The 24,202-nt window shown below is 73.5% G+C and carries 14 protein-coding genes; 4 read left to right on the forward strand and 10 right to left on the reverse strand.

All coding sequences use genetic code 11. The features are described 5' to 3' along the window. The first annotated feature begins 33 nt into the window (after positions 1–33). From ACQEU8_RS31815 to ACQEU8_RS31825, 3 genes are all read left to right on the forward strand, one after another. Positions 34–1,452 (forward strand): FAD-binding protein, encoded by a 1,419-nt coding sequence (locus ACQEU8_RS31815; protein WP_433107229.1) that lies wholly within the window; start codon positions 34–36, stop codon positions 1,450–1,452. 28 nt (positions 1,453–1,480) lie between these two features. Next, positions 1,481–2,254, forward strand: coding sequence for a decaprenylphospho-beta-D-erythro-pentofuranosid-2-ulose 2-reductase (locus ACQEU8_RS31820; protein WP_433107231.1), 774 nt, complete (start codon positions 1,481–1,483; stop codon positions 2,252–2,254). Positions 2,255–2,376: 122 nt separating this feature from the next. Then, positions 2,377–6,945: a CDP-glycerol glycerophosphotransferase family protein gene (locus ACQEU8_RS31825; protein ID WP_433107233.1), complete on the forward strand. Its 4,569-nt coding sequence runs from the start codon at positions 2,377–2,379 to the stop codon at positions 6,943–6,945. Positions 6,946–7,075: 130 nt separating this feature from the next. Here the strand turns inward: ACQEU8_RS31825 and ACQEU8_RS31830 are convergent, their stop codons facing one another. The 7 genes from ACQEU8_RS31830 to ACQEU8_RS31860 form a co-directional block, all read right to left on the reverse strand. Continuing rightward, positions 7,076–8,191, reverse strand: a complete 1,116-nt coding sequence (locus tag ACQEU8_RS31830) for a glycosyltransferase family 2 protein (protein ID WP_433107235.1) — start codon at positions 8,189–8,191, stop codon at positions 7,076–7,078. Next, positions 8,188–9,468 (reverse strand): nucleotide sugar dehydrogenase, encoded by a 1,281-nt coding sequence (locus tag ACQEU8_RS31835; RefSeq protein ID WP_433108868.1) that lies wholly within the window; start codon positions 9,466–9,468, stop codon positions 8,188–8,190. The genes ACQEU8_RS31830 and ACQEU8_RS31835 overlap by 4 nt, the downstream gene beginning before the upstream one ends. Beyond that, a complete protein-coding gene (locus ACQEU8_RS31840) occupies positions 9,353–11,110 on the reverse strand; it encodes a glycosyltransferase family 4 protein (protein ID WP_433107237.1) in 1,758 nt (585 codons plus the stop codon). The genes ACQEU8_RS31835 and ACQEU8_RS31840 overlap by 116 nt, the downstream gene beginning before the upstream one ends. Before the next feature lie 41 nt (positions 11,111–11,151). Continuing rightward, positions 11,152–13,956, reverse strand: a complete 2,805-nt coding sequence (locus ACQEU8_RS31845; RefSeq protein WP_433107239.1) for a glycosyltransferase family 4 protein — start codon at positions 13,954–13,956, stop codon at positions 11,152–11,154. Next, positions 13,953–15,128: a Gfo/Idh/MocA family oxidoreductase gene (locus ACQEU8_RS31850; protein WP_433108870.1), complete on the reverse strand. Its 1,176-nt coding sequence runs from the start codon at positions 15,126–15,128 to the stop codon at positions 13,953–13,955. The genes ACQEU8_RS31845 and ACQEU8_RS31850 overlap by 4 nt, the downstream gene beginning before the upstream one ends. Before the next feature lie 248 nt (positions 15,129–15,376). Next, positions 15,377–16,510, reverse strand: a complete 1,134-nt coding sequence (locus tag ACQEU8_RS31855; RefSeq protein ID WP_433107241.1) for a DegT/DnrJ/EryC1/StrS family aminotransferase — start codon at positions 16,508–16,510, stop codon at positions 15,377–15,379. A 173-nt stretch (positions 16,511–16,683) separates the two neighbouring features. Then, entirely contained in the window at positions 16,684–17,403 is a 720-nt protein-coding gene (locus ACQEU8_RS31860; RefSeq protein WP_433107243.1) for an acyltransferase, read from the reverse strand. Positions 17,404–17,663: 260 nt separating this feature from the next. On the opposite strand from ACQEU8_RS31860, the gene ACQEU8_RS31865 reads away from it, so the two are divergent. Continuing rightward, on the forward strand, positions 17,664–19,478 hold the full coding sequence (locus ACQEU8_RS31865) for a hypothetical protein (RefSeq protein WP_433107245.1): 1,815 nt from the start codon (positions 17,664–17,666) through the stop codon (positions 19,476–19,478). Positions 19,479–19,693: 215 nt separating this feature from the next. On the opposite strand, the gene ACQEU8_RS31870 is transcribed toward ACQEU8_RS31865, so the two are convergent. From ACQEU8_RS31870 to ACQEU8_RS31880, 3 genes are all read right to left on the reverse strand, one after another. After that, complete coding sequence (locus tag ACQEU8_RS31870) at positions 19,694–20,620, reverse strand: class I SAM-dependent methyltransferase (protein WP_433107247.1); 927 nt, start codon at positions 20,618–20,620, stop codon at positions 19,694–19,696. A gap of 383 nt (positions 20,621–21,003) precedes the next feature. Next, on the reverse strand, positions 21,004–22,743 hold the full coding sequence (locus ACQEU8_RS31875; protein ID WP_433107249.1) for an acyltransferase family protein: 1,740 nt from the start codon (positions 22,741–22,743) through the stop codon (positions 21,004–21,006). After that, a complete protein-coding gene (locus ACQEU8_RS31880; protein WP_433107251.1) occupies positions 22,743–24,035 on the reverse strand; it encodes an acyltransferase family protein in 1,293 nt (430 codons plus the stop codon). Before ACQEU8_RS31880 ends, ACQEU8_RS31875 begins: the two co-directional genes overlap by 1 nt. Positions 24,036–24,202: the final 167 nt, after the last annotated feature.

Here is a 24,202-nt window from a genome sequence, read left to right on the forward strand (position 1 = left end):
CCCTCGCATTTCGGGGCACATACCGTCACGTTCATGCCCGCTCAGCACATCCAGCGCGACGCGACCGCACCGGAACCGGCACCGTACGACCGCACCGCCCGGCTGCTGACCGGCTGGGGCAGGACAGCGCCCACCGGCGCCCGGGTGCTGCGACCGCGCACCCGGCAGGAGGCGGTGGAGGCGGTACTGGCGTGCGGGGCACGCGGCAGCATTCCGCGCGGGCTGGGCCGGGCCTACGGGGACGCGGCGCAGAACGCGGGCGGCACCGTGCTGGACACCACCGCGCTGGACCGGGTGCTGGCGATCGACGCCGTCGGCGGGACGGTGACCTGCGAGGCGGGGGTCAGCCTGCACCGGCTGATGCAGGTGCTGCTGCCGCTGGGCTGGTTCGTACCGGTCACGCCGGGGACCCGCTATGTGACGGTCGGCGGCGCGATCGGCGCGGACATCCACGGCAAGAACCACCATGTCTCCGGCTCCTTCACCCGCCATGTGCGCTCCCTGGAGCTGCTGACGGCGGACGGGCAGGTGCGTGAGGTGACGCCCGGCAGTGAGCTGTTCGACGCGACAGCGGGCGGTATGGGGCTGACCGGGCTGGTGTTGACTGCGACGGTGCGGCTGCTGCCGGTGGAGACGTCGCTGATGACGGTGGACACCGAGCGGCTGCCCGACCTGGACTCGCTGCTGGCCACGCTGACCGCCACCGATCACCGCTACCGCTACTCGGTGGCCTGGATCGACCTGCTGGCACGCGGTACGGCTGCCGGGCGCGCCGTGCTGACGCGCGGTGACCACGCGCCGCTGGAGGCGCTGTCTCAGGGCTGCCGGTTGGCGCGCGCCGCGCGCCGGGACCCGCTGGCCTTCCGTCCGGGGCGGCTGCCGCCCGCGCCGCGCACCGTTCCCAACGGACTGCTGCGCGGCAGCACGGTGGGAGCGTTCAACAAGCTCTGGTACCACAAGGCGCCGCGCCGCCGCAGGGGCGAACTCCAGCGGCTGGCGTCGTTCTTCCATCCGCTGGACGGGCTGCCGCACTGGAACCGGGTCTACGGCAGCGCGGGCTTCGTGCAGTGGCAGTGCGTGGTGGGGCACGAGCACGACGACGCGCTGCGCCGCATCGTGCGGCTCATCTCGCGCCGCTGCTGCCCCTCCTTCCTCGCCGTGCTCAAGCGCTTCGGTGCCGGGGACCCGGGCTGGCTCTCCTTCCCCACCGAGGGCTGGACGCTGGCGCTGGACATCCCGGCGGGGCTGCCGGGGCTTGCGGACTTCCTCGATCTGCTGGACGAGGAGGTCGCCCTGGCCGGCGGACGGCTCTATCTGGCCAAGGACGCGCGGATGCGGCCCGAGCTGCTGCCCGCGATGTATCCGCGCCTGGCGGACTTCCGGGCGCTGCGTGCCCGGCTGGACCCGCGCGGCGTCTTCACCTCGGACCTGGCACGGCGGCTGGCGCTGTGAGCGAGGACTCAACTGACAAGGAGCACCCATGAAGGACGCTTTCGGTTCCCCGCAGTCGCTGCTGGTGCTGGGCGGTACGTCCGAGATCGCGCTGGCGACCGTGCGCCGCTTCATGGGCCGCCGCGCCCGTACGGTCTGGCTCGCCGGGCGGCCGGGGCCCGGGCTGGACTCGGCGGCGGCCGGGCTGCGCGAGGAGGCGGCGGCGCACGGCGCGGAGGTCACCGTGCGGACGGTGCCGTTCGACGCGCTCGCTCCCGAGACCCATGAGGAGGTGCTGGAGAAGGCCTTCGCGGAGGGCGACATCGATCTCGTACTGCTCGCCTTCGGTGTGCTGGGCGACCAGTACGCGGACGAGCAGGACCCGATGGCCGCCGTACGCGTCACCCGGACGAACTACACCGGCGCGGTGTCTTCCGGGCTGGTGTGTGCCGGTGCGCTGCGCGCCCAGGGGCACGGCTCGCTGGTGGTGCTCTCCTCGGTCGCGGGCGAGCGGGCCCGCCGTGCCAACTTCATCTACGGGTCCAGCAAGGCGGGCCTGGACGCCTTCGCGCAGGGTCTCGGGGATGCGCTGCACGGCAGCGGGGTGCATGTGCTGGTCGTACGGCCGGGGTTCGTGCACTCCCGGATGACGGCGGGCCGGGCCCCGGCGCCGCTGGCCACCACGCCGAGTGCCGTGGCGGAGGCGATCGAGCACGGGGTACGGCGCCGGGCGCGGACGGTGTGGGTGCCCGCCGCGCTGGGTCCGGTGATGAGTGTGCTGCGGCATCTGCCGCGGGCCGTATTTCGACGGTTGCCGGGCTGAGGGCTTGCCCCGGAGGGCCCGTGACGGAGCGGCGCCGGGATGTGGTCCCGCACCGCATATGGGATAAATCGAATTGTTCGCCCCGCAATTGCGGAGCCGGCCGTCGACCCCGCGGATCCGCCATGCCCCGTTTCAGCGTGATCGTCCCCGTCCACCAGGTGCAGGCATACCTGCACGAGTGCCTCGACTCCGTGCTCGGACAGTGCTTCGGCGACTTCGAACTGATCGCCGTGGACGACCACTCCCCCGACTCCAGCGGCGAGATCCTGGACGCCTACGCCGCCGCCGACTCCCGGGTGACCGTCATCCATCTGGCGCAGAACGGCGGACTGGGACCGGCCCGCAACACCGGCACCGCACACGCCCGCGGCGACTACGTCCTCTACCTCGACAGCGACGACACCATGGCGCCCGGCACGCTTCGGGCGCTGGCCGAACGGCTCTCGGCGACCAGCGACCCGGACGTGCTGGTGTTCGACTTCGCCCCCGCGCACTGGGACGGCTCGCTGGGCCCGCCCGCCCACCCCGGTCCGCTGGCGCCCGAGGCGGGGCCCGACGTGGGCACCATCGCCGACCGGCCCGAGCTGCTGCGGCTGCCCGTCTTCGCCTGGGCCAAGGCCTACCGCCGCGACTTCCTGCGCCGCGAGGGGTTCACCTTCCCGCCCGGTCTCTACGAGGACACCCCCTGGACGTACCCCGTACTGCTCAGCGCGCGCACCCTCGCCACGCTGGACCGGGTGTGTGTGCACTACCGGCAGCGGCGCGGCGGCAGCATCCTGACGACCACGGGGCGCCGCCACTTCGACGTCTTCGACCAGTACGACCGGCTGTTCGCCTTCCTCGACACCCGGCCCGAACTGGCGCGCTGGCGGCCCGCTCTCTACCGGCGGATGAGCGACCACTTCGCCGTCATCCACCGCAGTCCCGGCCGGCTGCCGCGCTCCACGCGCGCGGAGTTCCTGCGGCGGGCGAGCGCGTACTGCCGCCACTACCGGCCCACGCCCTGGCCCGGTGCGGACCGGCAGCTCGTACGGACCCGGCTGCGCCACTGGCTGGTGCGGGCCGGGGCGCATCGCGTACTGGATCTGCTGTGGCGCGCCGACCGGGCCGGCTCGGCCCTGCGCTCCCGGCTGGCCGGGCTGCGTCCGCTGCTGCGCAAGGCGGTGCTGCGCGGGCATTACCTCCTCCAGCGCCGCCGCCCCCTCGATCCGGGTCTGGCCGTCTTCTCCGCGTACTGGGGCCGCGGCTACTCCTGCAACCCGGCGGCAATCGAGGCGAAGGCCCGCGAACTGGTCCCGGACATCCGCACGGCGTGGATATGCGACCCCGCCCACGCCCACACCCTCCCGCCCGGCGTACGGCACATCGAGCCGGACTCGGCGGCGTACTGGACGGCGCTCGCGCGGGCCCGGTTCCTGGTCAGCAACGTCAATCTGCCGCACGGCTACCGCAAACGGCCCGGCCAGCTCCTCCTCCAGACCCACCACGGCACCCCGCTCAAGCACATGGGGCTGGACCTGATGGCCTATCCGGCCGCCGCGGACGGCATGGATTTCGACCGGCTGCTGGAGCACACCGACCGCTGGGACTACAGCCTCTCGGCCAACCCGCACTCCACGCTGGTGTGGGAGCGCGCCTACCCCTCGCCGTACACCACGCTGGAGTTCGGCTACCCGCGCAACGACGTCTTCCAGACCGCGACCGCGGCCGACGTCGCCCGGATCCGTGCCGAGCTGGGCATCCCGGACCGGGTGACGGCGGTGCTGTACGCGCCCACCCACCGCGACTACCAGCGCGGCCGGCAGCCCTGGCTCGATCTGGCGCGGCTGGTGGCCGCGCTGGGCCCGTCCTTCGTCGTACTGGCCCGCTCGCACTACTTCCACGCCGCCCAAGGGCTGCCGTGCGAGCCGCCCGGAGGGCTGATCGACGTATCGGCGCACCCCTCGGTCGAGGAGCTGTGCCTGGCCTCGGACGTGCTGGTCACCGACTATTCGTCGCTGATGTTCGACTACGCCAACCTCGACCGGCCGATGGTGATCCACGCACCCGACTGGGAGACCTACCGGGACGCGCGCGGCACCTATTTCGACGTGACGGCGATGGCGCCGGGCGCTGTGGCGCGCAGCGAGGACGAGCTGATCGACCTCCTCGCCACCGGCGGCTACGCCACCGAGCAGGCCCGCGCCCGGCGGGCCGCCTTCCGGCAGCGGTTCTGTCCCTGGGACGACGGACACGCGGCCGAGCGCGTGGTGCGGCACGTGTTCCTCGGCGCGGGTTCCGGTGCGACCGGCGGTCCGGTCGTCGCTGTGCCCCCGGTCGTGCCGCTGGCCGAGCGGCGGCCCGCGCCCGCGCCCGGCGGCCCGTCAGCGCCGGGATCCCCGCCCCTACCGACTCCCGACCCCCCTTGCAGCGAAGGACTGGTGGTCATGCCCCGCTTCAGCGTCGTCGTACCGGTGTTCAAGGTCCAGGGCTACCTGCGCGAGTGTCTCGACTCGGTACTCGGCCAGTCCTTCACCGACGTCGAGGTCATAGCCGTCGACGACAACTCCCCAGATCACAGCGGCGCGATACTCGACGAGTACGCCGCACGCGACCCGCGGGTGCGGGTGCTGCACCTGTCGGAGAACGTGGGCCTGGGGCGGGCCCGCAACACCGGTGTGGAGCAGGCGCGCGGCGAGTATCTGCTCTTCCTCGACAGCGACGACAGCTATCTGCCCGGCGCCCTGGCGGCCGTCGACCGGCAGCTGACCGCCTGCGGCTCCCCGGACGTGCTGATCTTCGACCACCAGCGCTCCTACTGGGACGGGCACACCGAGGCCAGCTCGTACGGCGCGCAGCTGGCCGCCGTCGGCACCCAGACCTTCACCGTGGCCGAGAACCCGGAACTGCTCACGCTGTTCCACGTCGCCTGGAACAAGGCGTACCGCCGGGCGTTCTATCTGCGCGAGGGATTCCGCTTCGAGCCCGGACTGTACGAGGACGCGCCGGTGTCGAACGAGGCGCTGGTGTGCGCCGAGTCGATCGGCTGTCTGTCGCGCATCTGCGTCGACTACCGGCAGCGGCACCAGGGCGCCATCACCCGCTCCCCGGGGCGCCGGCACTTCGACATCTTCCCGCAGTACGCCTCCCTCTTCACCTTCCTGGAGCGGCGGCCCGAGTTGGCCGAATACCGCCCGCTGCTGTTCGAACGGACGGTGGCGCATCTGATCTTCTGCATACGGCACCGGGAGCGGGTGCGCCCTGCCGACCGGCGCGCCTTCTTCCGGCAGGCGGCCCGGCTCTACCGCGAGCACATACCCCCCGGGTTCACCCCGCCGCGCGGCCGGGCGCGGGACTGCCGGCTGCTCGCCCACAACACCTACACGCTGTTCGCCGCGCGGGAGTCGGTACGCCGCGCAGCCGGGCTCGCCCGGCGCTTCGTCCGCGCGGCCCGGCCCGGCGCCGCCCGCGTCTGGCACCGCCTCTACTACGCCCTCCAGCGGCTGTTGCCGCTCCACCCGGACGTGGCCGTCTACTCCGCGTACTGGAACCGCGGGGTGGCCTGCAATCCGCAGGCGATCGAGACCAAGGCACGGGAGCTGGCGCCGCACCTGCACAGCGTGTGGGTGGTGCGGCCGGACGCCGTGCCCTCCCTGCCGCCGGGCACCGACCATGTGGTGCCCGGCTCGCGGCGCTACTGGCGGCTGATGGCGCGCGCCCGGTACTTCGTCAACAACGTCAACTTCCCCGACCACCTGGTGAAGCGGCCGGGCCAGGTGCATGTGATGACCCACCACGGCACCCCGCTCAAGACGATGGGCCTGGACCAGCAGCCGTATCCGGCCGCCGCGCAGATGGACTTCGGCAGACTGCTGCGCCGGGTGGCGCGGTGGGATGTGAGCGTCACCGCCAACCCGCACTCGGCCGAGGTGTGGGACCGGGTCTTCCCGTGCGGCTACGAGGACCTGCCGGCGGGCTATCCGCGCAACGACCGCTTCGCCACGGCCACCGCCGAGGAGATCACCGCCGTCCGCGCCCGCCTTGGCATTCCGCGCGGCCGGATCGCCCTGCTGTACGCGCCCACGGCGCGCGACTACCGCAAGGGTTTCGTCCCGCGCCTCGATCTGGAGCGGCTGAGCGCCGGGTTGGGCGAGGAGTACGTGCTGCTGGTGCGTACGCACTACTACTACGGGCGGGACAGCGTGCTCCGCGATCTGCACGCGCGCGGGCTGGTGCGGGACGTCTCCCGGTACCCCTCGGTGGAGGATCTGTGCCTGGCGGCGGACGCGCTGGTGACTGACTACTCGTCGCTGATGTTCGACTATGCGGTCCTGGACCGGCCGCTGGTGATTCACGCGCCCGACTGGGAGAGCTACCGCGATACCCGCGGGGTCTACTTCGATCTGCTCTCCGGCCGTCCCGGGGAGACGCCGGGGCCGGTCACCCGCACCGAGGACGAGTTGACGGCGGTCTTCCGCAGTGGCACTTGGCGTGGGCCGGAGGCGCGGGCGCTGCGGGCCGCCTTTCGCGAGCGGTTCTGCCCCTGGGACGACGGGCATGCCGCGGAGCGCGTCGTCCGCCGCGCGCTCTTGGGGGAGTCCGCCGATGCGCTCCCTCCCGTGATCCCGCCCACCGAACGGCGCCGGGCGCCCACCCCGCCCGAAGCGGAGGCCGCCCTCGGTGCTCCCCCCACCACAGCCCCCCTCAGCTAGCCCGCACCCGGCAATGAGGGCTGCGCCCCGAAGGGGCGCGGGGAACTGCGCGACAAGCCACAAGGCACCCGCAGCCTGCGGACAACGGGCAGGGGCACCCCCTCATCAGCAGGGCCGAAAGCAGACGCTTTCAGTTGTACCGGCTCACGCCGCTGCCGGGAGGGAGGGGCGTGAGGCCTCGCGTTGGTGCCCTCAGCCAGCGGGCCAGCGCGGAGGCGGCCGAGCCGGTCTTCCCTCGCCGGGTGCGGGCGGGGTCGGCGGCGATCTCCGTGCGGAGTGCGGCAACGTCGCCGCGCCAGGCGAGTTCGAGGGTGCGGCGGCGACGGGGGTCGAGCCGTTCGAGGACGCCGTCGCCGTGGGCGCCGATCAGCCGGGCCGCGCCCGTACAGACCGCCTGTTGGACCTCGTCCGGAAGCTGGGGAAAATCGGCGCCGAACAGCTGGAACAGCTCGACGTGGAAGTGGCGCTTGTGGAAGGCGTCCCGCAGCGGGCCCGGCGCGAGAAAGCGGCAGGTGGTCTCGAACAGCCGCTCCGCACAACGCAGCCGGGTCGGGGGCGGGGCCTGATACGTGATGTTGCTGGAGTCCGCGCGGCGGACGGCGAAGTAGTGCGGCTGGTCGGCCAGCACGGAGATCCGGGCCGCGCGTACGCAGGCCTCCAGCACGAACGGCTGGTCGCTGAAGGCCGGCATGGTCTCGTCGTAGCGGATCCCGTGCTGCTCGATCAGGGAGCGGCGGAACAGCTTGGTGTTGGACAGCGCCCACGGCAGCCCGTCGCCGATCAGCCTGATGGCCGGCGCTGTACGGCTGAACACCCCGGTGGGTACCGTGCGTTCGCCGACCGGGACCATCTTGCACAGCAGCACGTCCGAGCGGCAGTTGTCGGCCATGGTCACCATGCGCTCCAGCGCCTCGGGCGCCAGATGGTCGTCGGCGCCGAGGAAGAAGACATAGCGCCCGCCGGCCAGCTCCAGACCCCGGTTGCAGGGGGCCGCGGGGCCGCCGGAGTTGGGCTGCCGGAGGGTGGTGAACAGGCCGGGGTGCAGCGCGGCGAAGCGTTGGATCTCCTCGGCGCTGCCGTCGGTGGAGCCGTCGTCGACGACGATCACCTCCATCCGCCGCTGTCCGATCGTCTGCTCGACGAGCGAGGAGAGGCAGCGGGTGAGGTACGGCATCGTGTTGTAGACGGCGACGACGACGCTGACGTCGGGACCCGCGTCGGGATCGGCACCGGGGCCAGGGTTCATGCGCGCACCACCCCCCGTCCGGCGCCGTCCCCGATGACCACCCGCCGCACTCCGGCCCACAGAGCCGGATCGGTGATCCGGCGGCCGTCGACCAGCACCCGTACGCCGGGCAGCCGGTCGGCGGACAGCTCGCGGTAGGCGGCGTGGTCGGTCTGCACCACAGCCGCGGTGACCGACTGGCCGGTATGCGGTCGCAGCCCCAGGTCGGCCAGCTCGTGCGGCTCGAACAGCGGGTCGGAGACGTACGGCCGCGCTCCCCGCTCGCGCAGCGCCCGCACCGTGGGGAAGACGCCGGAGAACGCGGTCTCCTTCACCCCGCCCCGGTAGGCCGCGCCCAGCACCAGCACCTCGGCCCCGGTCAGATCGCCGTAGGCGTCGGCGAGGAGGTCGACGGCGTGCTCGGGCATGGCCTCGTTGGTGCCGCGGGCGGCACGGACGACGTCCGCGTCCGGATCGTTCCACAGGTACATCCGGGGGTAGACGGGGATGCAGTGGCCGCCCACCGCGATGCCGGGGCGGTGGATGTGGCTGTAGGGCTGGGTGTTGCAGGCGTCGATGACGGCCTCGATGTCGACTCCGGACCGGTCGGCGAACCGGGCGAACTGGTTGGCCAGCGCGATGTTGACGTCCCGGTAGGTGGTCTCGGCCAGCTTCGCCAGCTCGGCGGCCTCAGCCGAGCCGAGGTCCCACACCCCGTTGGGGCGGGACAGCTCCTCGCGGACGTCGAAGTCCAGTACCGACTCGTAGAAGCGCACCCCGTCCTTGGCCGAGTGCGGGCCGATGCCGCCGACCAGCTTCGGGTAGCGGCGCAGATCGGCGAAGACCCGCCCGGTGAAGACCCGTTCGGGCGAGAAGACCAGCGAGAAGTCCCGCTCGGGCAGCAGGCCCGAGCCCTCGGCAAGCAGCGGCGCGAAGCGGTCGCGGGTAGTGCCGACCGGCAGCGTCGTCTCGTAGCTGACGAGGGTGCCGCCGCGCAGCCCGGCGGCGATGGCGCGGGTCGCGGCGTCCATCGCGCGGAAGTCGGGCGTGCCCCGTTCGTCGACGAACAGCGGTACGACCACCACGACGGCCTCCGCGTCGGCGACCGCTTCCGTGGTGTCCGTCGTCGCCGACAGCCGTCCCGCCGCCACCGACTCGGCCAGCAGTTCGTCCAGCCCCGCCTCACCGGGGAACGGCACCACTTTGTCGTTGACGCTCGCGACCACGCGCGCGTCGGTGTCCGCGCCCGTCACCCGGTGTCCCTTGGCCGCGAACTGGACGGCCAGTGGCAGCCCGATCTTCCCGAGCGCCACCACACAGATCCGCATTCCCGTCTCCTTCCGGCTGGTCCTGCTCCGGTCGCTCCTGTGCTGCCGTGTGCAGCAGCTGTGTGTAGATCCGGTCGAGCGTGCGGGCCTGCGTCTCCCAGGTCCACCGCTCCAGCAACCCCTGGCGCTCGTAGACCGCGCGGTAGCGCCGCGGGTCGCCGAGCACCGCCTGTACGGCGCGTACGTAGTCGGCGGTGTCCTCGGCACGGAAGACCTCGCCCTGGCCGGTCTCCAGGGTGGTGGTGGCCATCGTCTCGACGTCGCTGACCACCAGTGGCAGCCGGGCGTGCGCGTACTCGAAGAACTTGGTGATCAGCGCGATCTCGTGGTTCGTCCAGTGGTGCAGCGGAATCGCGCCCGCGTCCGCCTCCGCGAGGAAGGGGACCACCTGCTGGTAGGGCACGTACGGCAGCACATGCAACCGCTCCGCCACCCCCAGTGCCGCCGCCCGCGCACGCAGTTCACGCAGATACCCGGCGGCGGGCTTGGGCACCACCAGCGCCGTGTGCACGCCTGGCAGTTCGGGCAGCGCCTCCACCATCGTGGCCAGGCCGCGCTGCGGGGCGGCGGCGCCGCTGTAGACGACCAGCGGCGTCCCGGTGCCGATGCCGCACAGGGCACGCAGGCTGGGGACCCCGCCGGGCGCGCTGCGCCGGGTGGTGTGCGCCTCGGGCGCGTTGAGGACGACGGCCGGGTCCTCGGCCAGCCCGTGACTGCGGCGCAGCAGTTCGGCCGCCGTACGGGAGACGGTGACGGCGGCGTCGGCGTACGGCACGTACTCGCGCTCGTGCGCGATGTGCGCAGGCCGCCAGCGCACGTCGTTCGTCCACGGCCGCACCCCCGGCAGATACTCGTGCGCGTCCCACACCAGCTTCACCGGCCGGCCCTCGGCCATCGCGCGGATCTTGGCGCGTGCGCCGACGCCCACCATCCGGAAGTCGTTGGCGTGGATGATGTCGGGCCGCAGCTCGTCCACGACCCGGCCGTAGGCCAGTTCGAAGTCGTAGAGGCTCGGCCACAGCATGCGCCAGCAGCGCTCTTTGAGGGCCCGCTGCCAGAAGGCGACAGCGGCGCGGTCCAGCGGTCCTGCACCGCGCCGCCGGCAGCCCGTGTCGAGCTGTCGCTTACGGAAGCCCACCCAGCGCTGTACGAGCCGCGCGGCGGCGCGGGGCAGGGCGAGCTGCGCGGTGCCGTACACCCGCCGGGCGCCGTGCGCGGCCTCGGCTGTGAGGGCGGCGCGGCGGGTGCGCAGTTCGTCCCGCCACGCCTTGACGCGCTGCACGCGATAGGGGGCGGTGCCCGGCTTGTAGGCCAGCGGGCGGGTCAGCAGCGGGCGGCGGGTGGTGCGGGGCGGGTGGGCGAGCGGGGTGGGTACGGGCAGCAGCCGCACCTCCGCGTCACCGACCCGCCAGGAGGCGGGCCGTCCATCCGGTGAGCGGCCCAGCAGCGTGACCTCCCATCCGGCGTCGGCGGCCGAACGGGCCGTCTTCTGCACCCGGGAGTCGCCCACCACCCCGTTGCACACCAGCATCACGATCCGGCCCCGCCGCGGCCGGGTGGGCCGGTCCGGCGCCGGAGTACGGCTCGTCGCGGGGCCGCTGTCCAACTCCACAGGCTTCCCTCTCTGTTGTCGACTGCCGGCCGTCCCGGCGCTCAGCGCAGGAAGCCGTCCAGTACGTCGGCCGTGTAGGCGCCGTCGTGGTAGGTGCGTACGTACTCGGCGGACTCCTGCGCGGTCCGCATCGCGAGGTCCCGGTCCTCCAGCAGGGATTCCAGGGCACTGCGCAGCGTGCCGGGGGTGGCGTTGACGATGGGCGGGCGGATGCCGACCGACCGGTGCAGCCGCTCGTCCAGGAACGCGATGACGGGCCTGCCCGCGGCCATCCCCTCGCAGGCGAACGTCCCGTAGGTGCCGACCGCGAACTGGTCGACGACGATGTCCGCCTCCTTGACCAGCTCCCGCACCTCGGTCCAGGGCACCCCCGTCACCATCCGGAACTCGATCAGACCGCGCCGGTCCAGCTCCTCCAGCACCGGCACCACCTGCTCGGTGCCCTTCGTCCAGCGCTTGGAGGGCGCGTGCACCACCACCGGGCGGGCCCGCTCCATGGCGGGCCGCTCGCTCGCCCAGCTGTCGACGTCGACCACCAGCGGCGCCCAGCGCGCGCCGGGCAGCTCCTCCAGCAGATCGGGGGTCGTCACGAACTGGGGCAGCCCGCTCTGCGCCGCCATCCGCCGGTTGCGGGCGCTCTTCTTCGCCAGCGCCTTGAGTATCGTCTCGTCGGCGGCGTGGAAGAGGGAGTGCTCGTAGCGGCTCATGTGCCGCTGCGGGTCGCGTACGTCGCTGCCGTGCGCGAGCAGCGCCACCTTGATCCCGGCCGCGGACAGCGAGGGCAGGTCGTCCTGGATGTGGCCGCCGTTGAGCCGGCCCAGCGCCGGGGTGAAGGAGTCGGCGAGGTAGTGGGTGTAGGAGCCCAGCACCCGGCGGGCGCGGTCGAGTTGGAAGCCCAGGTCGCCGGTGCGCTCGCCGATGGCGTAGATGTCGGCCGGGTAGATGACGCTCTGGTCGTGGGTGTGCATCACGACCTCGGCCGACAGGTCCTGCCGCCGCTCGCACAGCGCCCGCGCGAACCCGGCCAGCTGGCCCGCCGAGTTGGCGCAGCCCAGGCCGAGCCGTACCGGGGTGCTGCCCAGCGACCGCCAGCCGGACGGCATCCCGCCCGGGGCGGCGGCGTCCTGGGACCGTGCCCGGCCGGGGGCGGCCAGTCCGGGCTGTTCGGAGGCCGACCATGGCACGCTGCGCGGCGCCAGCCGGGCCGCAGCGGCGGGGCCCGCGAGGCGCTCGTAGAGGTCCAGCAGCCCGGCCGACTGCTGCTCCCAGGACAGCTCCCGCAGCAGCGGCTCGGTGATCCGTGCGGCCAGGGTGCTCCGTCCGGCGAGGCCGCGCTGCACGGCGGCGACGAAGGAGGCGACGTCCTCGGTGACGAACACCTCGCCCACACCGGTGCGTTCGACGAAGTTGCGCAGCGTCCGCACCCCGCTGGTGATCAACGGCAGTCCGGCGTGCAGATACTCGGCCGCCTTGGTGGGCAGCGAGATCTCGCAGTTGGGCACGTGCCGGAAGCAGATCAGCCCGAGGTCGGCCGAGGAGAGATAGTCGGGCACCTGTTCCTGCGGCACATACGGCACCACATGGACCCGCTGCCGCACACCCAGTTCCTCGGCGCGGGCGAGCAGCGCCTGGAGCGTGGCGTTCTGTTTGCCGGCGACCAGCGCGAGGTGGGCGTGCGGCAGTTCGGCCAGCCCCTCGACGGCGGTGTCCAGGCCGCGCTCGGGGCCGATCCAGCCCGCGTAGACGAGCAGCGGCACGTCCGGGCTGAGCCCGCAGGCGTCCCGTACGGAGACGCACTCGTCGGCGCAGGCGCTGACGGTCTCGCGCACCGGCGCGTTGGCGACCACCAGCGGCTCGGCGGGCAGCGCGTAGGCCTCCCGCAGGATGCCGGCCAGCTCCCCGGAGACGGTGACCACGGCGTCGGCCCGGCCGATGAACTCCTCCTCCACACCGGGGAAGGCGCTGGCCCGCACCGCGTCCGGCCACTCGACCCCGCGAACGTACTCGTGCGCGTCGTACAGCCAGCGGGTGGGCAGGCCGCGGGCGCGCAGCCGGGCGGCGCTGCGCGCACCGACGGCGATCATCAGATGGTCGTTGGCGTGGATGACGTCCGGCTCGATCTCCTCGATGACCGGGCCGAACGCCAGGTCGATGTCGAGGAGTTCGGGCCAGTCGGTGCGCCAGTCGCCGGTGGGCTGCGGCGCGCCCGCGACCCGGCGGCGCTCCCACCGGTAGGCGCGCCCCCGGCCCTTGTGCGCGTAACGGCGCACCCGCACCCAGCCCCTGAGGGCTTCGCGGGTCAGCTGCCGGGCGAGCGCGGCCCGCAGCGCCTCTGGCGTGCGCGGACCCTCCGGCGCGGGCCGCCCGGCCGGGGAGGGGGCGCTCAGCCAGCCCACCCGCGCCGTGTGCTCGCGCACCCACGCGGCGTGCGCGGCGCGTGCCCGTACCCAGGCCGCGTCGTCGGGCAGCCCGAACTGGGTGATGCGGCTGCGCAGCTGGGGGCGGCGGCGCTCGGCGGCGACGACGGCCCGCATATGCGCCGAGACCGGCACCTTGATGACGCGGACCGGGCCGAGCACCGACTCCTCGCGCCGCTTGGACGGGCTGCGGCCCACCAGCGTCACGTCCCAGCCCGCCCGGGCCGCGGCGATCGCGGTCTTCTGCACCCGCGAGTCGCCCACGATGGTGTTGCCCACGACGACCGCCAGCCGCGGCCGGCCCCGGGGGCGCTCCGCACCGGCGCGCGCGGCGCTCTCGCCCATCCGCCCCTCGGCCGCGTGGGGCGCCTCGGGTGCGTTGCTGCCGCGCGCCGACAGGCGCCGGATGATGCGGTGCGTCTGCTTCATGCCGGGTGCTCCGCGATGGTGGGTGCCGACGGGTCACGTTCGGGGACGGCGGCCGGGGGCGGGGTGAGAACGGCGGAGGCGATCCCCAGGGGCGCCACCGGCTCCACGGACTCCCCGGGCGCCACCGGTTCCGCGGACTCGACGGACCCGACGGGTACGGCCGGGGCCGCCTCGCGGGCCGACTCCAGCACCGCGGCCGACACCTGTACCGTCCGCAGCCCCTCGCGGGCCGTGACGATGCCGCTGCCCTCGCCCGTGCCGCTGCGTACGGCGTCGCGGAACCGCTCGTGCTCGACGACCAGCGGCTCCCGCTTGGGGAAGGCGTAGCGAACGGTGTCGCCCTCGGCCACCCCGCGGAAGGCGCGCAGGGCCTCCCACTCGGTGGCCACGGCGCCGTTGGCGTGGAAGGTCAGATCGGCGGTGAGGGTGTCCGCGACGAAGCAGCCCCGCTCCCCGGTGACGGCGGTGAAGCGCTCCTTGAGCGGGCTGAGCCAGTTCACCAGGTGGCTGACCATCGTGCCGTCGGTCAGCGAGCCGACGACCGCGACCATGTCCTCGTGCTCCCGGCCGCTCTTGGAGACGGTACGGGCCGACAGCGAGGTGTACGCCTGCCCGGTGATCCAGCTCGTCAGATCGATGTCGTGGGTGGCCAGGTCCTTGACCACGCCGACGTCGGCGATGCGGTGCGGGAAGGGCCCCTGGCGGCGGGTGACGACCTGGAAGACCTCCCCCAACTCCCCCGCCTCCAGCCGCGTCCGCAGCTGCTGCAGCGCCGGGTTGAACCGCTCCACATGGCCGACCCCGGCCACCAGCCCGCGCTCCTCGAAGGCGTGCACCAGCCGCCGCGCCGCCTCCGGCGTGTGCGCCAGCGGCTTCTCGATGAGCGCGCACACATCGTGCGCCGCCAGTTGCAGGCCGACCTCCTCGTGCAACGCCGTCGGACAGGCGACCACCGCGTAGTCGACGCCCAGCACCAGCAGATCGGCCACCTCGGGCAGCACCGGTACGCCGAGCATGACGGGCACGTGTCCGTGCGGGTCGCCCGCGGGATCGACGACGCCGACGAACTCCACGCCGTCCAGCGAGGCGAGGATCCGCGCGTGGTTGCGGCCCATCGCACCCAGCCCGATCAGCCCGGCCCGCAGCCGCCGCCCGCCGGGGCGATGCTCGATCAGCTGCTCGGCCGGTACGGGAGGGACATCCGGCTCGGGTCCGTGCGTCCGCCGGGGCGCGTCGGCGGTCTTGGGGGCGTTGGCCGTGGGGGCGACCGGGGCTTTCGTCGCCGTGGTCGCAGTCGTTTCTGTCGCCGTGGTCGCAGTCGCTCCTGTCGCAGTCGTCGCAGTCGTTTCTGCCACCGTCGTCGCAGTCACTTCTGTCGCCGTCGTCCCAGTCGTTTCTGCCGTCGTCGTTCCTGTCGCCGTCATCGCGTCACTCCCGCCTTGCTCGCCGCGCTGTTGGCGGCCGCCACGATCTGGTCCAGGTCGCCCGGGGTGAGCGAGGGGTGTACGGGGAGGGAGAGCACCTCGGCGGCGGCCTGGTCGGTGACCGGGAGGTCCGCGCCCAAGTGCGCGTAGGGCTTCAGCCGGTGGATGGGCGTCGGGTAGTAGACGGCGCACCCCACGCCCGCTGCCTGCATCTCGCGCTGCACCGCGTCCCGTACGGCAGCACCACCGGGGACCCGCACCGTGTACTGGTGGTAGACGTGCCGCGCGCCGTCGGCCACCCGGGGGGTGATCAGCCCGCCGGTCAGGCCCGCGTCGAGCGCCTTGGCATTGGTACGGCGCTGCTCGGTCCACTCCGGCAGCCGTTCCAGCTGGACGCGGCCGATGGCGGCCGCCACATCGGTCATCCGCATATTGGCGCCGACGATCTCGTTCTCGTACCGCTGCTCCATGCCCTGGTTGCGCAGCAGCCGCAGGGTGCGGGCCCGCTCCCCGTCGGGCACGACGACGAGGCCGCCCTCCAGGGTGTGCATGTTCTTGGTCGGATAGAAGCTGAAGCACGCCGCGTCCCCGAAGGCACCCACCGGGCGGCCGTGCAGCGCCGCCGCGTGCGCCTGGCAGGCGTCCTCCACGACGGCCAGCCCGTGCCGCTGCGCCAGCTGGGTCAGCCGGCCCATCGGCGCCGGATGGCCGTACAGATGCACCGGCATCAGTGCGGCCGTACGCGGCCCGACGGCCTCCGCTGCGGCGTCCGGGTCGAGACAGTAGGTCTCCGGATCGATCTCCGCGAAGACCGGTTCGGCACCGGCCAGCCGTACCGCGTTGGCCGTCGCGGCGAACGAGAACGAGGGGACGACCACCTCGTCGCCCGGCCCGATGCCGAGCGCGAGCAGCGCCAGGTGCAGCGCGGAGGTGCCCGAGTTCACGGCGACGCACGGGCGGCCCTCGACCAGCGCCGCGAACTCCTCCTCGAACGCCGCGACTTCGGGGCCCTGCACCACGCGGCCGTCGCGCAGCACCCGTACGGCCGCGGCGACCTCGTCGTTACCGATCACGGGTTTGGCGGCCGGGATCGCGGGCCTGGCAGTCGTGGGCTCGGCAGCCGTCGTCATGTCTTTTCGCAGCCCTTGCATGGCGGATGCCCTCCGGTTCCCCCGGCAGATTCATCCCTATGTGGACCCGGATCCGGCCCCCCTCTTGCATGATTTGCGTACAAATCACCCGTATTGCCCAAGAGGAGGCCCAGAGCGAGGGCTGCGACCTCTACGCACCGTCACTTCATGGGCTACACCTCGCGGAGCGTGACGGCGCCACCGGCGCCCCCGTCCCCGCCCTGCTCCGCGCACTCCTGGTACCGCTCACCCGTCCTGGGGCACTCCCACTCCCCCGGCCGCTCCGGCACCGGGCGCAGCCGCACCCCCGCCCGGCCCACCCAGCCGATACGGCGCGCCGGCACCCCCGCGACGAGGCCGAAGTCGGGCACGTCGGCAGTCACCACGGCGCCCGCCGCCACCATCGCCCAGCGGCCGATCCGCACCGGCGCCACACACACCGACCGCGCGCCCAGGGAGGCGCCGTCGGCGACCGTGACCCCCACCGCCTCCCAGTCGCCCGCCCGCTTGAGCGCACCGTCCGGGTCCACCGCGCGCGGGGCACGGTCGTTGGTGAGGACGACGGCGGGCCCGACGAAGACACCCTCGCCCAGTACGGCCGGTTCGTAGACGAGGGCGTGGTTCTGCAGCTTGCAGCGCGCCCCGATCCGGACGCCCGCGCCGATGTAGGCACCGCGGCCGACCACACACTCCGCGCCGAGTTCGGCACCCTCACGCACCTGGGCGAGCTCCCACACGGTGCTGCCGTCGCCGACGACGGCCTGCCCGGAGACCTGCGCACCGGGCATGACGCGGAAGCCACCGGGGCGGGTGTGGTGCGGGGCGCTGAACGAGGAGGCCGGGGCGGGGGTCGGAGTGGGGGGCGGGGTGGGGGTGGCGTCGGCGGCGGTCATGGAGGGCTCGCTTTCTGTTGCGTACGGATCGGGAGACGGCCCGGTTCGGTTCGTTCGGATTGAGATCCGATTCGGTCGATTTGGGAGACGGTCCGAGCCGAGAATGGCCACGCCCCCCGGCGTGTCCGGCGACCGGCGCGCCGCGCGGTGCGTCGACTCCGCCCGCTGCCCCGGGTCACCGTTCCGCCAGCCGGGTGAGCGCCGCAGAGAGGCGCGCTGCACGCGTGGTGGTCCGGCTGAGCCGGAGGGAAGGTGACGGTATGTCCCGACCCGATGAGCTCCCCGCCCCCCAACCGGCTGAAGGACCACGGGCATTCGCCCTGCCCGGCACGCTGGCCCAGCGCTGGAACGCGCTCGTTGTCGCCGCCTGCGGTGCGACGGTCCTCGTCCTGGGGTACCGGCACCGCTGGACGAACGACGACGCGCTGATCTACACCCGCGCCGTTCGCCAGATCCTCGCCGGGAACGGTCCCGTCTACAACGTCGGCGAACGCGTCGAGACCTCCACCGGGACACTGTGGCAGTGGCTGCTCGCGGCGGGCAGCACCGTTCCCGGAGTGGACGACCCGCTGCGGCTGGCGGTGGCACTCGGACTGCTGCTGACCGTGGCGGGCTTCCTGCTCGCCCTGGACGGCACCCGCCGGATGATCCGGCTGCGCCGCCCCGCGGGCGCGCTGCTGCCCGCGGGCGTGCTGGTGCTGCTTCCGCTGACCGCGACCTGGGACTACGCGACGTCCGGACTGGAGACCGGGCTCACCTTCGGCTACCTGGGCGGCTCCTGGTGGCTGCTGGTCCAGGCCAGGGCGGCACCCGGCCCGGATGCCGCCTCCGGTGGCCGGTCGCTCCGGTCGCTGTACGCGATCGCGTTCGCGCTCGGTCTCGGCCCGCTGGTGCGGCCTGACCTCGCGCTCGTCAGCGCGGTGTTCCTGGTCGCGCTGTGGCTGATGCGACGGCCCACCCTGCGCACCACCCTCGGCTGGGCGGCCGCCGCGCTGGCGCTGCCCGTGGCGTACGAGGTCTTCCGCGCCGGGTACTACGGCGTGCTCGTCCCGCTCCCGGCCATCGCCAAGGAAGCCTCGGGCACCCAGTGGGAGTACGGCTTCGGCTATCTGCTCAACACCCTCGACCCGTATGTGCTGTGGGTACCGCTCGGTCTCCTCGCCGCGTTCGGGCTGTACGAGCTGGTACGGGCCCGGGTACGGCACGCGCCCGGCCGGCCGGCGCCGGACGCGCGCACGGCGGACGCCGCGCTGAGGGGGGCTCCCGTGCTCGCGGGGCTGCTGTCGGCGTTCTTCGTCGTCAAGGTCGGCGGCGACTTCATGCACGGCAGGATGGTGCTGCCCGCGCTCTTCCTGGTGCTGCTGCCGGTCTTCCTGCTGCCGCTCGGGCGCGTGACGGCAGGGCTGGTCTCAGGGGTGGGAATCTGGAGCCTCGTCTGCCTCTTCGCGCTCCGTCCGCCGTACGAGAGCCCCGACGACGGGCGGATCATCTTCGACTCGCACACCGTCTACCAGATTGCCCTCGGCGCACGGCACCCAGTGAGCCAGCACGCCCACACCACGAAGCCGCGCGGCTTCAACGAGGCGGCCCGCCGCGCCGTCCGCGAAGGCAAGCACACGCTGGTACTGCGGATGGGCAACGCCAGCTACCCGCTGCTGCCGCTGGCGCCGCATGTGAGGGCACCGGTCGGCGGTGCGGAGGCGCGGCTGGGGCTGGCCGGCGCCTCGCTCCCCCTGGACGGACTCGCCGTCGACCTCCTCGGCCTGGGCAACCCGCTGGGAGCCCACACCGAACCGGTCACCCACACCAAGGCGGGGCACGAGAAGCCGCTGGACCGCGCGTGGATCCTCGCCGACCTGACGGCACCGGGCACGCCGGTCCCCTCCGGGGTCGACCCGCGCCGGGTACGAGCCGCCCGCCACGCCCTCACCTGCGGCCCCCTCCCCGACCTCCTCGCCTCCGCCCGCGCCCCCCTCACCCCCACCCGCTTCTTGACCAACCTCCGCGGCGCCTGGTCCCGCACCCACCTCCGCATCCCCCCAAACCCGATGGACGCCGAACGCCATCTCTGCTGACCCCCCTCGCGAGAGAGAGCCGCTCCATCCCCCTCAATCCCGCCGCGACGGCGGCGCACCCCAACGACGCGGATCGGCGGTGCCGGACTTCCCGCCCTGCGGGTCGGTTCGGCACCGCCGATCACGTCCGTCGGACGACTCGCCGCTGCGGCGGGAAGGGGGTGGCCGCAATCTCGGTGGCCCCATAGAGCGCGGCGAAACGGGCGGAGGCCCGCTCAGCGGCGGGCGCGGCGGAGGGCGCGGGTCATCAGTGGGGGGAGGAGGTCGGCGGCGAGGCGGCGCGCGGCGGCCGCGCGGGGGGCGAGTTTCGCGGCGGCGGCGCCCGCAGCAGCGGCGCCCGCGGCGGAAGCGTGCCGCGAGACGGGCAGGCCCGGCGGGTCGGCCTTGCGCGCTCCCACCAGCAGCAGCCGTTGCCCCGCGACCTCCTGCCACTGCAGCCAGCACTTGCCGCGCGCCCGCAGCTCCGCGTGCAGCGCGTCCTGCCAGGGCCGCGCATCCCCCCAGGTGCCGTAGAACTTGTTGCTCGAGACGCACACCGGCCGCAGCCCGCTCTCCAGCACGGCCTGCCAGGTGGCGCAGGCGACGCCGGGTGTGTGGTCCGAACGGTAGTCGTCCAGTACGACGAGCCCGTCAGGAGCGAGGACGTCCCGCGCTGCCGCGATGTCCCCGTGCACGTGCTCGTACAGGTGCGAGGCGTCCACATGGACGAAGCGGCAGCTGCCGTCCTCGACCTCGCCTGGCACCACTGTCGTCGGCGCCTGCAGGATCCGCGGCAGCTCGTCGTGGAACGACAGATAGTTGGCCTCGAAGGCCCGCCGGGTGAGCGTCGAGTACGAGTGCCGCATCTCGCGACCGTTGGCCTCGTCGGGCGCGGCGTCGGAGTCGAACAGGTCGCAGACGGTGAACCGTTCCCCGGGGGTGTCCAGGTAGGCGCCCATGAGTACGGCGCTCTTGCCCATGTAGGCGCCCATTTCCAGCAGGTCGCCGCGGAGTTCGAGGTCCCGCTGCCGGGACAGGAACCAGTCGAAGAGGATCAGGTCGGTGCGGTAGAACCAGCCGGGCACCTCGTCGAAGGTCCGGGGCTTGGGCAGACCCTGGGGAGCGGCCGGGGGAGCCTGGTCGGACGTGGCTGTGGTCGTCATGGGGAGGGGGTCTCCTTGGGACGGGTACGTACGTGGGGGGCGTCCTCGGCCCTGTATAGGGGGCCGCGGCGACCCGGCGCACTCCCGGGCGGCGCCGATCGGCAGAGCTTCGGCACGCCGCCGTCCGAGGGCCATCCGGAATTCAGCCACCGTTCGGTGCCCCTTCCGGCCCGCAGACCCCACCCGCCAGGGCCGCCGAAGCGGAGCCCCGCCATCTCGGAGCAGCCACCCCGCGGACCCGCCATCCGCCGCAGAACAGCCATGCACCCCGGGCCTGCCGCCCCCTGCGGATCAGCCCTGCGTCTCGGACCGGCCACCCACCTGCGGACCCGCCATCCCCCCACCGCACGGCAACCGCACACAGCGGACCCGCCGCCCACAGGTCACCCGCCCATCGCAAGCCAGTCGCCCGTGGGCCGGCCGGCTGCCGGGATACCGCCACCCGCCACAGACCGGCCACCGGCGTCCGGCCCCGCCGCGCCGGGCACCATGACGCCCGGGCCCGGGGCGCCGGGCCCCGCAGCGCCCGGCACCATCGCCCCGGACACCGTCGCGCCCCCGCCCACCCCGCCCGGCGCCCGCACACCCGCGCCCGCGCCCGCGCCCGGTCCGGCACCCGCCTCCGCACCCGGCGCGCCCGGCGCCGCCGCTCCCGCCGCCTGCGCATCCGGCGTCGCCCCGTCGGCCCGTACCGGCCGTCCGCGCAGCCACCCGGGGAAGGGAGGTTCGACGAGCGGCCACAGCACCTGCCGTACATGGGGCAGCCCCAGCAGCACGGCGAGTCCGCAGGCCAGCACCGTCGTGCCCACCACAGCGAGCAGGCCACCGGTGAGTACGGCCTGGTATCCGCCGGCTTTCTCGACGGCCTTGACGACGAGTCCGTGCAGCAGGAACGGATACAGTGCGCAGGCGCCCAGCACGGTGTACCCGGTGCGGTGCGCGGGGACGAGCGCGAGGAACGCGGCGACGAGCACCGCGCCGACGGCGAACAGCCCGAGCCGTACGCCCACGTACAGCAGCGGTCGCATGCCCAGCTCGTGGGCGCCCGCCTCCATCAGCAGCCAGTCGAGGCTCACCCGGGGCGCCGCCCACCAGGCGCCCACCGCGGCGGCGGCCATCACGGGCAGCGCCCATCTGCGCGCGGCACGGTGGCGCAGCGGGCGCAGTTGGTCGGCGCGCAGCCGCAGGCCCAGCACGAACCAGGGCCAGTACATCAGCAGCTGGGGCAGCGCGAGCTCGTTCCCCAGGTCAGTGAACCCGGCGCCGACGGACAGCGCAGCGGCGAAGACCACCGGCCAGCGGACGGCCCGCCACAGCGGCGCGGTCAGCCGCCAGACGAACAGCGCCGCCAGGAACCAGCACACGAAGGCGGGCCGGGTGGGGGTGACGGTGAACGGCCGGTCCCAGAACAGTGTCTCCATCCCCGCGTAGGCCGCCTCGAAGACGAGATACGGCACCAGCACATGGGTCAGCAGTCTGCGGATCTGGTCCGGCCGTGCGGTGAAGCTCCGGGAGAGGTGGCCGCACAGCAGCGCCAGTGCGGGCAGATGAAAGGAGTAGACCAGCAGCGAGGCCGCCTCGACGCCGCGCATCGCGTCGGCGACGGGCGTCCAGTTGTGCCCCAGGACGACGAGGACGACGAGCAGGAACCGCGCGTTGTCGAGGAAGGGGTCGCGCCCGCCCGGCCGGCCCGCCGCCGACGCCCCGTTGGGCCGCCGTACCCGCGCTCGTCCCGGCGTACGCGAGGACTCCGGGCCCGTCCGGTCGCCGCCGCGTGGCCCGCGCACGCCGTACGACTCCCACAGGGCTCCCGCGTCCCGGCCGCCGCGCGGACGCCGGGCGCCCGAGGACGACGGCGCGGACGCGGGGGCGGGGAGCCCGGATGCGGGCGGATGCGGTCCCGGGGGCACTTCGGGGTCGCCGTCCGCCGGGCCCGGGAAGGGGCGCGCGGACTGCGGGAAGGGCCCCACGGCGGACGCCGCGGGGGCGGCCGGCGCCGAGGCGAAGTGGTCCGGTGGCGCCCCGCGCGGCGGGGCCGCCGCGGGAGAGGAGGGCCGGGCAGCGGCGTCGTGCGCCGTGCTACCGGGCATCGCGAAGCTGTCGGTGAAAGGATCCCAGGCCATCACGCCGTCCTTGGCTCACTCGTTCCGGGCGAGCTTCCCCGGCGCCGCGACCCGTTCAGGCCCGGCACCGGTGGCTCGATGAGGGGCCGCGCGAGCCGCCGTACGGGCGCGGTCGACAGCAGTACGGCGACGGCGGCTCCGCAGGCCGTCAGCAGGGCGACACCGAGAAGGCCCAGTGGGCGCAACGGTGCGTCCCAGCCGTAGGCGTGCGCGGCAGTGGTCAGCAGTCCGTGCAGCAGATACGGGTACAGGGTCACGGCCCCGAACGCGGTCAGCCATCGGGTGCGCCGGGGCACCAGGGCCAGGAAGGCGCCGGTCATCAGCGCCGTCACCGCGAACAGGCCGAGCCGTACCAGCAGATAGGGCAGGGTGCCCACCCCCAGCTCGGCCTGTCCGTAACTCATCCACAGCCAGTGCACATCGGTGAACGGCGCCACCGTGTACGCCGCGAGGCCGCCCGCCACGAGCACCGGCGGGGCGCACCAGCGCAGCACCCTGCTCTCGCGCAGCCGTGCGAAGTGGGCGGGCCGCAGGGCCAGCCCGAGCACGAACCACGGCAGGAACATCAGCACCCGGGGCAGCGCCAGGTCGTACGCCATGGTGGAGGTGCCCGCCGCGAGCGAGACGAGCGCGGCGACCGGCACCGGCCAGGGGATCACCCGCCACAGGGGCACGGTCAGCCGCCAGACGAACAGCGCCGCCAGGAACCAGCACACGAACGTGGGTTCGGTCAGGGTGAGCCGGAACGGCTTGCCCCAGACGGCGGCCTCGACCGCGCTGTAGAGAACCTCGAAGACGAGGTAGGGCACCAGCACCCCGGCCACCAGCCTGCGCAGCTGCGCGGGCCTTCCGGTGAAGCCGCGCGAGAAGTAGCCGCTCAGCAGGATGAAGGCGGGCATATGGAAGGAGCAGATCCACAGGTACCCGGCCTTGACGGTGCGGGAGCCCTCCACCAGTCCCATCGGCCAGGTGTGGCCGATGACGACGAGCACGATCAGCAGGAACTTCGCGTTGTCGAGGAACGGATCCCGAGCCGGCCGACCAGCGCCGTCCGCCTCCCGCACGACGACCCGGGCCGCATCCTGCCCGACGGACTCGTGTACCGCGGACTCGGGCCCAGCGGCCCCGGGCCCCGCGGACTCGGGCCCGCACTCGTGTCCCGCTGTCTCAGGCCCCGCCGTCTCCGCCCCCGCAGCGCGCGGTTCGCCGGACGGCGTCCCCGTGGGCACGCCGTCCTCGGCGGGCACGCCGCTGCCGCCCGCTCCGGCTGGGTCGATGATCTTCGAGGCCATTGATCTGACAGTAAGCGCGGCTCGTCCCCATTCGGTCGCGGCATGCCGCCCGGGGGGCCGAACGAGGGACATACGAGTGTTAAGAACGCGTCCACCCCCTTTCCGCACCTCAAATAGTCGGTGGGAAACGGCTGATGTCGAGCGTGCAGCACAGAGAAGGGGAAGCC

This window comes from Streptomyces sp. CA-250714, from assembly GCF_050936705.1.
GTDB lineage: Bacteria > Actinomycetota > Actinomycetes > Streptomycetales > Streptomycetaceae > Streptomyces.